At 72.1% G+C, this 12,771-nt stretch carries 14 protein-coding genes and 1 pseudogene; 7 read left to right on the top strand and 8 right to left on the bottom strand.

Annotated elements, in window-relative coordinates; translation table 11 throughout:
• Positions 1 to 163 precede the first annotated feature (163 nt).
• Entirely contained in the window at positions 164 to 745 is a 582-nt protein-coding gene (locus tag ACNQOV_RS14160) for a hypothetical protein (RefSeq protein WP_416395249.1), read from the top strand.
• A 9-nt stretch (positions 746 to 754) separates the two neighbouring features.
• On the opposite strand, the gene ACNQOV_RS14155 is transcribed toward ACNQOV_RS14160, so the two are convergent.
• Positions 755 to 1,495, bottom strand: coding sequence for an SOS response-associated peptidase (locus tag ACNQOV_RS14155; protein WP_416395247.1), 741 nt, complete (start codon positions 1,493 to 1,495; stop codon positions 755 to 757).
• A gap of 33 nt (positions 1,496 to 1,528) precedes the next feature.
• Positions 1,529 to 2,218 (bottom strand): hypothetical protein, encoded by a 690-nt coding sequence (locus tag ACNQOV_RS14150; RefSeq protein WP_416395245.1) that lies wholly within the window; start codon positions 2,216 to 2,218, stop codon positions 1,529 to 1,531.
• Positions 2,219 to 2,354: 136 nt separating this feature from the next.
• Here ACNQOV_RS14150 and ACNQOV_RS14145 point away from each other — a divergent pair, with 136 nt between their 5' ends.
• From ACNQOV_RS14145 to ACNQOV_RS14135, 3 genes and pseudogenes are all read left to right on the top strand, one after another.
• Complete coding sequence (locus tag ACNQOV_RS14145) at positions 2,355 to 2,780, top strand: organic hydroperoxide resistance protein (RefSeq protein ID WP_416395243.1); 426 nt, start codon at positions 2,355 to 2,357, stop codon at positions 2,778 to 2,780.
• A gap of 10 nt (positions 2,781 to 2,790) precedes the next feature.
• Complete coding sequence (locus tag ACNQOV_RS14140) at positions 2,791 to 3,177, top strand: YchJ family protein (protein ID WP_402265149.1); 387 nt, start codon at positions 2,791 to 2,793, stop codon at positions 3,175 to 3,177.
• A gap of 27 nt (positions 3,178 to 3,204) precedes the next feature.
• A pseudogene (locus ACNQOV_RS14135) lies at positions 3,205 to 4,158 on the top strand (SDR family NAD(P)-dependent oxidoreductase).
• Positions 4,159 to 4,173: 15 nt separating this feature from the next.
• On the opposite strand, the gene ACNQOV_RS14130 reads toward ACNQOV_RS14135, so the two are convergent.
• A complete protein-coding gene (locus ACNQOV_RS14130; RefSeq protein WP_416395241.1) occupies positions 4,174 to 5,040 on the bottom strand; it encodes a shikimate dehydrogenase family protein in 867 nt (288 codons plus the stop codon).
• Positions 5,041 to 5,094: 54 nt separating this feature from the next.
• On the opposite strand from ACNQOV_RS14130, the gene ACNQOV_RS14125 reads away from it, so the two are divergent.
• Positions 5,095 to 6,105 (top strand): iron-siderophore ABC transporter substrate-binding protein, encoded by a 1,011-nt coding sequence (locus ACNQOV_RS14125; RefSeq protein WP_031263017.1) that lies wholly within the window; start codon positions 5,095 to 5,097, stop codon positions 6,103 to 6,105.
• Positions 6,106 to 6,219: 114 nt separating this feature from the next.
• Here the strand turns inward: ACNQOV_RS14125 and ACNQOV_RS14120 are convergent, their stop codons facing one another.
• Complete coding sequence (locus tag ACNQOV_RS14120; RefSeq protein WP_187290535.1) at positions 6,220 to 6,624, bottom strand: DUF1304 domain-containing protein; 405 nt, start codon at positions 6,622 to 6,624, stop codon at positions 6,220 to 6,222.
• Between the two features lie 112 nt (positions 6,625 to 6,736).
• Here ACNQOV_RS14120 and ACNQOV_RS14115 point away from each other — a divergent pair, with 112 nt between their 5' ends.
• Entirely contained in the window at positions 6,737 to 7,060 is a 324-nt protein-coding gene (locus ACNQOV_RS14115; protein ID WP_022908001.1) for a chorismate mutase, read from the top strand.
• Positions 7,057 to 8,175 carry a lactonase family protein gene (locus ACNQOV_RS14110; RefSeq protein ID WP_416395238.1) on the top strand — a complete coding sequence of 373 codons (1,119 nt, stop codon included), beginning with the start codon at positions 7,057 to 7,059 and terminating at the stop codon, positions 8,173 to 8,175. The genes ACNQOV_RS14115 and ACNQOV_RS14110 overlap by 4 nt, the downstream gene beginning before the upstream one ends.
• A 121-nt stretch (positions 8,176 to 8,296) precedes the next feature.
• On the opposite strand, the gene ACNQOV_RS14105 is transcribed toward ACNQOV_RS14110, so the two are convergent.
• From ACNQOV_RS14105 to purS, 4 genes are read right to left on the bottom strand one after another with little or no spacing between them, the layout of a single operon-like run.
• The gene (locus ACNQOV_RS14105; protein ID WP_416395236.1) at positions 8,297 to 9,217 is read right to left on the bottom strand and encodes a 2-hydroxyacid dehydrogenase; all 921 of its coding nucleotides are present in this window, start codon (positions 9,215 to 9,217) and stop codon (positions 8,297 to 8,299) included.
• Between the two features lie 40 nt (positions 9,218 to 9,257).
• Entirely contained in the window at positions 9,258 to 11,639 is a 2,382-nt protein-coding gene (gene purL / locus ACNQOV_RS14100) for a phosphoribosylformylglycinamidine synthase subunit PurL (RefSeq protein WP_416395234.1), read from the bottom strand.
• Between the two features lie 47 nt (positions 11,640 to 11,686).
• Positions 11,687 to 12,382 (bottom strand): phosphoribosylformylglycinamidine synthase subunit PurQ, encoded by a 696-nt coding sequence (purQ, locus tag ACNQOV_RS14095; RefSeq protein ID WP_031263015.1) that lies wholly within the window; start codon positions 12,380 to 12,382, stop codon positions 11,687 to 11,689.
• Positions 12,383 to 12,387: 5 nt separating this feature from the next.
• Positions 12,388 to 12,639: a phosphoribosylformylglycinamidine synthase subunit PurS gene (gene purS / locus ACNQOV_RS14090; RefSeq protein WP_022907996.1), complete on the bottom strand. Its 252-nt coding sequence runs from the start codon at positions 12,637 to 12,639 to the stop codon at positions 12,388 to 12,390.
• Between the last annotated feature and the right edge of the window lie 132 nt (positions 12,640 to 12,771).

Raw genomic sequence — 12,771 nt, 5'->3', positions numbered from 1 at the left:
CGTCGCTGTCGTACGACGTCGACGATGTCGTTCGGCGTCAGCAGCGTCAGCGTCGGGGCGGCCCGCCCCCCCCCCCCCCCCCCCCCCCCCCCCCCCCCCCCCCCCCCCTCCTGTCTGTCATGCTCTCCACAGGGACCGATGGGCGGTCCGGACCGGGGGGACCATGACGTCGACCGAGCACACCACCGTCCGCGAGCGGACCGGCCTGTCGGCGCGCGCGGTGCTCGCGCTGTGCGTCGTCGCCGCACTCGTCCTGCTCGCCGGCCTCGTGGTCGTCACGTCGTCCCCGGACCGGCTGCGCGCGCTCGGTGCGAGCGGCTCGTGCGGCGGCTGGTCCGACGACGAGATCGGACGTGACGAGACCCGGATGAGCGCAGGGTTCGTGATCCGGAACCCGATGGACCGTCCGGTCACGCTCCGGGGAGTCAGCGCGACGTGGGACGCCAGGATCCGCTCGGTGCACATCGTCCTCGCGGAGAAGGTCCGCGGTTCCGGGACGGGTGCGATCTACGGCAACACCGCGGACGTGATCGAGGGAGCCCGGGTGCTCGAGGCGGACGGCGCGGTGATCGCACCGCACCACGACGTCCGGGTCGTCGCCGAGATGCGGGCGGTGAGCATGGCGCACGGCGGGCACCTGACCGGACTCCGGGTCGTGACGCGTGGGCCGCTCGGGACGCTGCAGACGCAGGACCTGTCCGACGTCACGCTCGGGATGACGACACCCCGGTCCGACAGCTGCTAACCGCGGTGACTACGCGACCGGGTCGATGAGCTGCGGGCCGTCGTTCCGGACGCTGTTCACCGCGCGGGAGACCTCGTACTGTTCGAGTCCCGCCGCGACCGTCAGCGACTCGTGGTCGAGCAGGGCGAGCAGGTCGTCCTGCCCGAGACCGCCCTGGTCGGTGTCCAGCCAGGCGTCGTAGCCGTCCGGGGTGAGGAATGCCGGCATCCGGTCGTGCACCTCACCCGGGGCGACATGGGCGTCCCGCGTGATGATCGCCAGCGACAGCCGCCACTTGTCCGGGTCCCCGTCGGGCTTCGTCGGGTCGGGCCACGCGCTCACGACCCCGGCCATCGCGAGGGCACCGCCGGGTTCGTGGACGAAGTGCGGTTCCTTGCCGTCGTCGCGCACGACCCACTCGTAGTAGCCCTGCGCGGGGACGATGCACCGGTTCGTCGCGAACGCCCGCTTGAACATGCCGCTCGTCGCGACCGTCTCGATGCGGGCGTTGATCGGCTTCGGGCGCTGCTTCTGGAAGTCCTTCGCCCAGCTCGGCACGAACCCCCAGCTGATCTGCGGGAGCTCGCGGTGCCCGTGCCGCTGCCGGACCGCGAACACCGGGTCGGTCGGCGCGACGTTCCAGCTCGGCACCAACCCGGTGCCGACCACGCCGGTGTCCGCGTCGACGTGCTCGGTCCGATCGGCGAGCGCACCGATGAGTTCCGGCAGCAGATCGGCCGTGGTGTCGGAGACGACGAACCTTCCACACATGCGCCCAGTGTGCCCGGCGCCACCGACACGCGTTCACTCGCCGGGCAGGGCCAGCTTGCTGCCGCTCGGACCGTCGGGACGCCCGCGACGCGGTGCCGGCGGGACCGGCGGCAGCGCCTCGGCCTCGACACGGAGCTGCTCCTGGCGCCCGAGCGTCCGTATGCCGATGATGCCGGTGCCGGTCGTGACCATGATGGAGACGAGCCAGACGCCCGGGAACAGGATCACGCGGTCGCTGTCCCCGGGGGATGCGACGTCCAACACCAGGGTGCCGAGGACGATGCCGATCCACCCACCCGTGAGGAACAGTGAGCGGTACGTCGAGCGGACGAGCAGGTCGCGGGTCTCGGGCATGCCCTGCAGCACCGCGTCTCGATGCTCCGGCGCGACCGGGGACGGGCTGTGCCGGTAGTACCGGGCGACCGCCTCCTGCGTGCGCCACCCGATGCCGGGTACAGGCGGGATCGTCCACCCTCGCGGGCCGATCGGCGTGAGGGCGGCGCCCACGCAGCCGATGCCCGCCGCGCCCGAAACCGCGACGACGATCCCAGCGGCCACCGGGACGTCACCACTCGACCGCTCGACGACCGCCGCGAGCACCAGGAGCCCCACCAGCGCGACGAGCGCGACGACGATCCCGACCCGTACGACACGACGGTGCACCCGTCGGTCGACGAGATCGGGCAGACGCCGGCGGTACACCTGCCACCCGAGTCTGAACACGAGGTTCCGTCTACTCCACGAAGCTGACAGCGGCAGGGCCCGGACACGCCCGACGCGCCGACACCCGCGGGCAGCGACCGCCCGCCGTTCCGCGCCGCTCCAGGGATCGTCCAGGAACGCACGGTGCGCTCGTGTCATGAGTCTCGACATCGTCTACACCGCCGCCGCCCACGCCACCGGAGGCGGCCGGGACGGCCACGTGCGGAGCGAGGACGACCGCCTCGACCTCGACACGCGTCCGCCGCAGGAGATGGGCGGCAGCGGCGAGGGCACGAACCCCGAGCAGCTGTTCGCCGCCGGGTACGCCGCGTGCTTCCTCGGTGCGCTGCACGCCGCCGGCAAGGAGTTCGGCGTCGACACCACCGGCGCGGAGGTCTCGGCCGAGGTCGGCATCGGCGGCACCGGCAACGGCGCCTTCGGGCTCGCGGTGGAGCTCGACGTCTACGCGCCGGCCGCGGCACCGGAGCAGCGGCAGCGCCTCGCCGAGCGCGCGCACGAGATCTGCCCGTACTCGAACGCCACCCGCGGCAACATCACCGTCGCGCTGTCCGTCGTCGACTAGCGTCCCTCCCGTGGTCACCGACGCGACGCGCTGCCCCTGCCTGAGCGGCAACCCGTACGGCGAGTGCTGCGGACCGCTGCACGCCGGCGCCGCGGCTCCGACGGCCGAGCGGCTCATGCGGTCCCGGTTCAGCGCGTTCGCCCTCGGCCTGCCCGCGTACCTGCTGGAGACGTGGCACCCGAGCACCCGTCCGGCGACCCTCGAGCTCGACCCGGCGCAGCGCTGGACACGGTTGGACATCCTGTCGACGCGGGCCGGCGGGCCGTTCGACGCCAGCGGCACGGTCGCTTTCCGTGCCTGGTGGCGGACCGACGACGAGCGGGGCACACTCGAGGAGACGAGCGACTTCGTGCGCGAGCACGGCCGGTGGTCCTACGTGGACGGCACGGTGGCCTGAGCGCGCGTCCCCAGACAGGAGCACACCGTGCCGGACCGTGACCTCGCCGCCTTCGGCGCCCGCACCGCCGCCGCCGAGGTCGTGGCGGATCTCGACCTCGGCGGGCGGACGGCCGTCGTGACCGGCGCGGCGTCCGGCATCGGCGTGGAGACGGCCCGGGCGCTCGCCGGCGCGGGTGCAGCCGTCACCCTGGCGGTCCGGGACGTGGCGGCGGGGCACCGGGTCGCTCGGGACATCGCGCACACGACCGGACGCGCCGCCCCCGTCGTGGCGGAGCTGCACCTCGACGATCCGGCGTCCGTCGAGGCCTTCACGGCCGCGTGATCCGGGCCGCTCGACGTCCTGGTGGCCAACGCCGGCGTCATGGACAGCCCGGAGTCGTACACGTCGGCGGGGTGGGAGTCGCAGTTCGCCACGAACCACCTCGGGCACCTCGCCCTGGCGCTCGGACTGCACGGCGCGCTCGCCGCCGCACCCCGGGCGCGGATCGTCGCGCTGTCGTCGAGCGGTCACGGCAGCTCGCCGGTGGTGTTCGACGACCTGTTCTTCCGGCGACGCCCGTACGTGCCCGGTCTCGCCTACGCCCAGTCCAAGACGGCGAACGTCCTCTTCGCGGTCGAGGCCGGGCGCCGGTGGGCCGACGACGGGATCACCGCGAACGCGTGCATGCCCGGCGGGATCTGGACCGGCCTGCAGAAGCACTGGGACCCCGAGGTCCTCGCGGCGACGAAGGCCTCGGCCGCGGACGTCGTGAAGACCCCGGAGCAGGGTGCGGCGACGTCGGTGCTGCTCGCGACGGCGCCCGAGCTCGACGGCGTCACCGGCCGGTACTTCGAGGACTGCCACGAGGCGACGGTCGTCGACCGCATCACCGACGGCCTGCACGGTGTGCTGCCGTGGGCGCTCGACCCAGCCGCCGCCGAGCGACTCTGGGACGTGTCGGTCGCGCTGCCCGACGCCGAGGCACGGTCCCGTCGCTGACGGTCGGGCGGCCGCTCAGGCCCCGATGATCTCCGGCAGGCCCACGGAGGCGCGCATCGCCCGCCGCACGTCGGCCTCGGCGGGCAGGAGCTCGTCCTGGTCACCGCTCAGGAAGAACCGGATCTGCCCGAGCGCCTGCTCGGCGAGCATGTCGAGCCCGTTCAGCACGCGCCCGCCGGCATCCGCCCACCGTGAGGCGACGGCGGTCGGCCACGGCTCGTAGGCCACGTCGAACAGCACCGCGTCGGGCCCCGACGGCACGAGGTCGAGCCCGTCCGCCGCACCGCCCGGCAGCGTCGAGACGACGAACCCGTGGCGGGTCCCCGGCAGCTCGGTCAACGGGAGCACCTCGAGCGGGACCCCGAGCCGCACGGCCAGCTCGACGAGGTGTCCGGCCTTCGCGGTGTCGCGCAGGAACACCCGCACGTGCGTCGATCCGAGCCGGACGGCAGCGGTGAGGGCGCTGGCCGCCGTCGCGCCGCCCCCGAGCACCGTCGCCTCGCCGGGTCGGTGTCCGAGCGCCTCGACCGGGTGCACGATGCCCTCGACGTCCGTGTTCGCGCCTTCCCGCAGGACGGTGTCGCCGACGGTCCGGAACGCGATCGTGTTGGCGACCCCGAGCTCGTCCACGAGCGGCGTCGTCCGGTCGAGCATCGGCAGGACCTCGCGCTTGAGCGGCATGGTCAGGCTCAGGCCGCGCCAGTCGGGACCCAGCCCCGCGACGAACGCGTCCAGCCCACCGGACGCGACCTCGTGCCTCCCGTACGTGAACGGCACCCCGAGCACGTCGTAGGCCGCCGCGTGCAGCGTGGGGGAGAGGGAGTGGGCGATGGGGGAGCCGAGCACCGCGAGGCGGACGCGACGCGGTTCGGAGAGGTGCACGCTGTCAGCCTATCCAGGGTCCACCGGCAGAAGTCTTAGGGTAGCCTTACCTACGTGATCCGTTCCTCCTCCCGACTCCGCCGCGTGCTCGCTGCCGCGGGCGCCGTCGTCGCCGCCTCCCTCGTCCTCGCCGGCTGCGCCTCCGGTTCCGGCTCCTCGTCCGACGACGCATCGTCGTCGACGACGGCCGACGGCCAGTTCCCGGTGTCCATCACCACCGCGCTCGGCACCACGACGATCGACTCGCAGCCGAAGCGCGTCGTCGCCCTCGGCTGGGGCGACGCCGAGACCGCACTCGAACTCGGCGTGCAGCCGGTCGGGGCGAGCGACTGGCTCGCGTTCGGTGGCGACGGCGTCGGACCGTGGCTCAAGGGTGCGTACACGAAGTCGCCGAAGATCATCCAGACGCTCGAGCCGAGCTACGAGGACATCCTCAAGCTCAAGCCGGACGTGATCCTCGACGTGAAGTCCTCGGGCGACAAGGACCGGTACGCGAAGCTGTCCGCGATCGCGCCGACCGTGGCGATCCCGAAGGGCGGCGAGAACTACCTCGCGTCGACCGAGCAGCAGACCACGATGATCGCGAAGGCGCTCGGCAAGGAGACCGAGGGCAAGAAGCTCCTCGCCGGTCTCGACGACGCCTACGCCGCCGCCCGCAAGGCGCACCCGGACTTCGAGGGCAAGTCGGCGGTCGTCGGCGCCTACACGTCCGAGGGCTTCGGGGCCTACGCCTCGACCGACAGCCGCTCGACGTTCATGCGGAACCTCGGCTTCACGATCCCGAAGGCGATCGACGAGCAGGCCGGCACGGCGTTCTCGGTGCACCTGTCGGACGAGAACCTCGACCTGCTGAACGCCGACCTGACACTCATCCTGCCGATCTACGTCGATGCGTCGAAGGCCGAGAGCGACCCGCTGTTCCAGAAGGTGCCGTCGGTCGAGGCCGGGCACGCGATCGTCTTCGACGACCCCGACGTGTCCTCGGCGTTCTCGATGGGCACCACCGCGGCGATCGAGTGGGCGCTGCAGAAGCTGCCGGACGAGTTCCAGGCGAAGCTCGGCTGACGCTGACGCTGCAGACGGGAGGCGCGGGGGGGCCGGGCCCCCCCCCCCCCCCCCGTCGTCGTGTGGTCGCGTCGCGAGTCGGCGTCGGCGTCCGGCCGCCCGGACGCTGCCGCCTCAGGCGCCGAACGTCGAGCCGAGGAAGGCGAAGAGCAGGGCGATCAGCGGGAACGACCCCTGCGAGAACGCGGAGTTGAGGTACTTGCGGCCCGTCCCGAGCAGGACCACCGCGGCACCGAGCATCGACGCCGTCGAGAACACCACGAGCGTCCACCCCGTGGCACCGTTGCCGGTGACCGCGAGCACGACACCGAGGATCGCGCCGATCGCGAGGAACAGGTTGTAGAAGCCCTGGTTGAACGCCATCGCGCGCGTCGCCTGGACCTCGGTCTCCGACGACAGCCCGAAGATCCGGCGCACCCGGGGACTCGTCCAGGCGACGGACTCGAGGAAGAAGATGTACACGTGCACGAGGCCCGCGAGGACCGCAAACACGCTCGAGATCACGAGCAGGACCGACATGGACTCCATTCTCGCAGTTCCGAAGCCGTGCTCAGGTCTTCCTCAGGTTGCGGTCGTCGGACGCCCACGTAACCGGGCCGTTCCGCCGGGCCGCGGCCGTTAGGCTCGTGGCATGAGCGACGACGTCACCACGCCCCAGTACGACCCGGCGGCCGTCGCCGAACTGGCCAGCATCCGCCAGAGCATCGACAACATCGACGCCGCGGTGATCCACATGCTCGCCGAGCGGTTCAAGTACACCCAGCGCGTGGGGTACCTCAAGGCCGCCGCGGGCATGCCGGCGGCCGACCCCGGGCGCGAGCAGATCCAGGTGTCACGGCTGCGCTCCCTCGCCGCCGAATCGCACCTCGACCCGGCCTTCGCGGAGAAGTTCCTGAACTTCATCGTGGCCGAGGTCATCCACCACCACGAACAGATCGCCGGCGGCGACGAGTGAGCGCCACGCTCCCGACCCTGCTCGTCGGCTCGTACACGGCCACGGGCGGCGGGAACGCGACGGGCATCTCGGTCGTGTCGGCCGGGCCGGTCGGGGGCGCTGACGGCGACGCTCCGACCGCTCGGACCGTCGCGGTGATCGACGACCCCTCGTTCCTCGCCGTCTCGGGAGACCGGGTCTACGCCGTGTCCGAGACGGCCGACGGCGGTGTCTCGGCCTTCCGCAGGGACGGCACCTCGCTCGAGCACCTCTGGGACGCGCCGGCCGGCGGGGACGCCCCGTGCCACGTCCGGGTCGACCCGTCCGGCACGCTCGTCGTCACGAACTACGTCTCGGGGACGGTCACGGCGGTCGCACTCGCGGCGGCCGAGTCGCACGCGGCGTCGGTGCTCGGCAGCGACGGCGTGCTCGGTACCCACACCGGCGACGACGTCGTCGTGCCGCACGGCAGCGACGACCGGGTGACGGCGCCGGCCTCCGCCCTCGTCACCGCGATCCTGCCGGACACCACCGGCCCGGTCGAGGACCGGCAGGAGGGTCCGCACGCCCACCAGTCGGTCGCGACGCCCGACGGCACCGTCCTCGTGGCGGACCTCGGCGGCGACGCGCTGCACGAGTTCCGGGTCACCGACGCGCCGAGCATCGAGCAGGTCCGCGTCCACCACGTCACCCCCGGCGTCGGGCCACGGCACCTCGCCTGGTACGACGGCGACCTCCTCGTCGCCGGCGAACTCGACGGCCGGGTCCACCGCCTCCGCCGCGACGGGTCGGGGTCGTTCGTGTCGGTGGCCTCGGCGGCGACCTTCACCGGAGAGGTCGGCGAGTCGCTCCTCAGCCACATCGAGGTCGACGACGCCGGGCGCGTGTACGTCGCGGTGCGCGGGCGTGACCTGGTCGTCGTGCTCGACGCGTCCGACGGCGGGTTGACCGTCGTCGGCTCGGCGTCCTCGGGCGGGGTGTGGCCCCGGCACTTCGCGCGGGTGCCCGGGTTCCTCCTCGTGGCGAACCAGATGTCCGACGCGATCGCGGTCCTGCCGCTCGGTCCGGACGGCGTCCCGGGGGAGGCCGTCGCACAGATCACGGTCGGCACGCCGACCTGCATCGTGCCGGTCTGACGACCGCGCTGGGCCGGCTCGCCACGAGCCGGCACCGGCCGGGCCGGCTCGCCACGGGCCGGCTCGCCACGGCCCGGTACCGGCCGGGCCGGCTCGCCACGGGCCGGTACCGGCCGGTGTGTCAGGCGTCGATGACGTTCTCGAACGGGCGGCCCTCGGCCAGCGCGGCCACCTGCCGCCGCATCAGCTCGATCGAGCGCGGCACGCTGAGGTCCGTGTTGCCGCCGACGTGTGGCGTGAGCACCGTGTTCGGGGTGGTCCAGAGCGCGTGCCCCTCTGGCAGGGGCTCGGGGTCGGTGACGTCGAGGGCTGCCGACAGGCGTCCGGAGCGCAGCTCGGCGACCAGTGCGTCGGTGTCGACGACCCGGCCCCGGGCGACGTTCACCACGAGGGCGCCGTCGGGCAGCGCGGCGAGCAGGTCGGCGTCCACCAGCCGTTCGGTCTCGTCCGTCAGCGGGGCGATGAGCACAAGGACGTCGGTCGTCGCCGCGAGCGACGGGAGCTCGTCGAACGCGTGCACTTGCCGACCGTCCTGCTCGCGTGCCGTGCGCGCGACCACCGTGACCTCGGTGCGGAACGCCTCGAAGCGGGTCGCGATGGCGGACCCGATGGCGCCGTAACCGACCACGGTGACGCGCCGGTCCGCCAGGGACCGGGTGGTCCGGGCGTCCCAGACGCCGTTCGCACGGTCGGCCTGGAACGCCCCGAGCTCGCGCAGCGACGTCAGGGCGAGGCCCACCGCGAGTTCGGCGGTCTCGTCGTCGTGGATCCCGCGGCCGTTCGCGAGCTGTGCGTGCCCGGGGACGTGCGGGATCGCGTGCTCGTACCCGGCGCTCGGCAGCTGCAGGAGCCGCAGGTTCGGCAGGTCGTGCACGTACTGCCACCGGTGCCGCCCACCGAAGTAGAACGGCAGGAACGCGATGGCGACGTCGTCGGGGCGCCCGTACGGTGCCTCGACGTCCCACACGTCGAGCTCGATGCCCTCCGGCCCGGGGCCGAAGCGATCGACGAGTTCACGGAACGGCAGGGTGACGACGGGCATCAGGCGACGCCCGTCGTCGTGGCGCTCCGGTCCGACCCGTTCAGGAGTCGGTCCGCGGCGAGAACGAGCCGTGGTCGTCGAGCGGACCCCGACCGACGTAGCCCTCGGTCACGTCCTCGACGATGACGTCGCCGAACCGGCTCGGCAGCGTCGCACCGTGCGTCTCGCGCAGCTCGTCGAGCGTCGCCTCGAACGCGCCCTGGACCTCGAGCGACCCGCTCGTGGCGTCGGTGACGCCGATGCGGAGCACCGGGAAGCCCCGGCCGTCGCAGAGGCCCTGGAACCGGACGTCGTCCTCGCGCCGGACCGTCACGATGACGCGACCGGTCGACTCGGAGAACAGGGCGGTCGCCGTGTCGACGCCGTCGCGCTCCTCGACCTCGTCGAGAACCACGCGCGCGCCGAGGCCGAAGCGCAGCACCGACTCGGCGAGCGACTGGCCGAGGCCGCCGTCCGCCAGGTCGTGGGCACTCGTCAGCAGCTGCTCGTTCGCGGCGGCGTGCAGGAGGTCGGCGAGGGCCTTCTCCTGCGCGAGGTCGACCGCCGGCGGACGACCGCCGAGGTGGCCGTGCACGGTGCCGGCCCACGCCGAGCCGTCGAGCTCGAGGCTCGTGGTGCCGAGCAGGTAGATGTTGTGGCCGTCGTCCTGCCAGCCGGAGGGCACGCGCAGCGCGACGTCCTCGATCACGCCGAGGACACCGACCACCGGGGTCGGGTGGATCGGCGTGGTGCCGGTCTGGTTGTAGAACGACACGTTGCCGCCCGTGACCGGGATGCCGAGCTCCATGCAGCCGTCTGCGAGGCCCTCGACGGCCTCGGAGAACTGCCACATGACCTCGGGGTTCTCGGGGGAGCCGAAGTTCAGGCAGTCGGTCACGGCGGCGGGGACGGCACCGGTGACGGCGACGTTCCGGTACGCCTCGGCCAGGGCCAGGCGGGCGCCCTGCTTCGGGTCGAGCTGGCAGTAGCGACCGTTCGCGTCGGTGGCGATCGTGACGCCGAGCCCGGTCTCCTCGTCGACGCGGATCATGCCGCCGTCATCGGGGAAGGAGAGCGCCGTGTTGCCGAGCACGTAGGTGTCGTACTGGTTCGTCACCCAGTTCTTCGACGCGAGGTTCGGCGAACCGAGCAGCTGCAGGAACTGCGCCTTGAGTGCGGGGCCGTCTGCCGGGCGGTCGAGGGACGCGGCCGAGTCGGCCTGCAGCGCGTCGATCCAGGTCGGGTACGCGACCGGGCGGTCGTAGACCGGGCCGTCGACGGCGACCGTGCGCGGGTCGACGTTCACGATCTCCTGGCCCTGCCAGTCGATGACGAGCCGGCCGGTGCCGGTGACCTCGCCGAGGACGCTGGTCTCGACCTCCCACTTGCCGACGACGCGCAGGAACTCGTCGAGCTTCTCGGGGCGGACGACCGCCATCATGCGCTCCTGGCTCTCCGACATGAGGATCTCCTCGGCGGTGAGCGTGGGGTCGCGCAGCAGGACGTCGTCGAGCGAGATGTGCATGCCGCCGTCGCCGTTGGACGCGAGCTCGCTCGTGGCGCACGAGATGCCGGCCGCACCGAGGTCCTGGATGCCCTCGACGAGCTCCTGCTGGAAGAGCTCGAGGCAGCACTCGATGAGGACCTTCTCGGCGAACGGGTCGCCCACCTGGACGGCGGGACGCTTGGTCGGGCCGCCCTCGGTGAAGGTGTCGGACGCCAGGATCGACGCGCCGCCGATGCCGTCGCCACCGGTGCGGGCACCGAAGAGCACGACCTTGTTGCCGGCGCCCGAGGCGTTCGCGAGGTGCAGGTCCTCGTGGCGGAGGACACCGACCGCGAGGGCGTTCACCAGCGGGTTGCCCTGGTACACCGGGTCGAAGTAGGTCTCGCCACCGATGTTCGGCAGGCCGAGGCAGTTGCCGTAGAACGAGATGCCGCCGACGACGCCGTGCACGACGCGCTGCGTGTCCTCGTGGTCGATCGCACCGAAGCGGAGCTGGTCCATCACGGCGACCGGACGGGCACCCATCGAGATGATGTCGCGGACGATGCCGCCGACACCGGTCGCGGCGCCCTGGTACGGCTCGACGTAGGACGGGTGGTTGTGCGACTCGACCTTGAAGGTGACCGCCCAGCCGTTGCCGACGTCGATGACACCGGCGTTCTCGCCCATGCCGACCATGAGGTTCTTCGTCATCTCCGGCGTGACCTTCTTGCCGAACTGACGCAGGTAGTTCTTCGAGGACTTGTACGAGCAGTGCTCGGACCACATCACGGAGTACATCGCCAGCTCGCCCGAGGTGGGGCGGCGGCCGAGGATCTCGCGGATCTTCGCGTACTCGTCCGCCTTCAGCCCGAGCGCCTCGTACGGCTGCTCCTTGTCGGGGGTGGCTGCGGCGTCCTGGACGGTGTCGGGCTTCGGGCGAACGGAGGTCGTCACGGTGTTGTCGTTCCCTGTCACTGGAGTCGTGGTCGTCGGAGTCGTCGTCACTTGACGAGCGTCGACTCGATCACGGAGGTGAAGAAGGTGAGGCCGTCCGTCCCGGAGGCCATCGCCGCGGGGGTGTCCGGGCCGAACCCGGGCTCCGTCGCGTGCTCGGGGTGCGGCATCAGGCCGACGACGTTGCCGCGCTCGTTGGAGACGCCGGCGATGTCGTCGATCGACCCGTTCGGGTTCACGCCGACGTAGCGGAACACGACCTGGCCGTTGTCCTCGATGCGCTTGATCTCGTCGGCGTCCGCGACGAAGCGGCCGTCGGCGTTCTTCAGCGGGATGGTGATCTCCTGCTGCGCGGTGAAGCCGCTCGTCCACGCCGTCGCGGTCGTCTCGACGCGGAGCTTCTGGTCGCGCCGGATGAACTGCTGGTGGGCGTTGCGGGTGTGCGCACCGGGCACGAGCCGCGCCTCGGCGAGCATCTGGAAGCCGTTGCAGATGCCGAGCACGGGCATGCCCTTGCCGGCGGCGTCGATGACCTCGGCCATGATCGGGGCCTTCGCCGCGATGGCGCCGGCGCGCAGGTAGTCGCCGTAGGAGAACCCGCCGGGGAGCACGATCGCGTCGACGCCCTGCAGGTCGTGGTCGCCGTGCCAGAGGGCGACGGGGTCCGCGCCCGCGAGACGGACGGCGCGCTGGGCGTCGCGGTCGTCGAGCGAGCCCGGGAACGTGATGACGCCGATCCGCATCGAGGTCACGCGTCCTCGACCGTGACCGACACGACGTCTTCGATGACGGCGTTGGAGAAGACGTCGGCGGCGATCTCGCGGACCTCGGCGAGCTTCTGGTCGTCGACCGGGCCGTCGACGGCCACCTCGAAGCGCTTGCCGATGCGGACGTTGGTCAGGTCGGCCTTGCCGAGACGGGCGAGCGCGTTGCCCACCGCCTTGCCCTGGGGGTCGAGGATCTCGGCCTTGGGCATGACCTCGACGACGATCGTTGGCACGTGTTCACTCCAGCACTTCGGGGATGGGTGGGACGAGAACAGTCTAAGCGGCGGGCGCGCCGCGCCCGACCGCTTGTGGAGAAGTCGTCGAAGGCGTACATTCCATTTGGAATAATCGGTACGGATCAACCC

Origin of the sequence: Curtobacterium sp. LFS084 (genome assembly GCF_047977705.1) — a bacterium.
GTDB lineage: Bacteria > Actinomycetota > Actinomycetes > Actinomycetales > Microbacteriaceae > Curtobacterium.
Note: the sequence above shows the minus strand (reverse complement) of the source record. Positions and strands in the feature narration are given on the sequence as shown.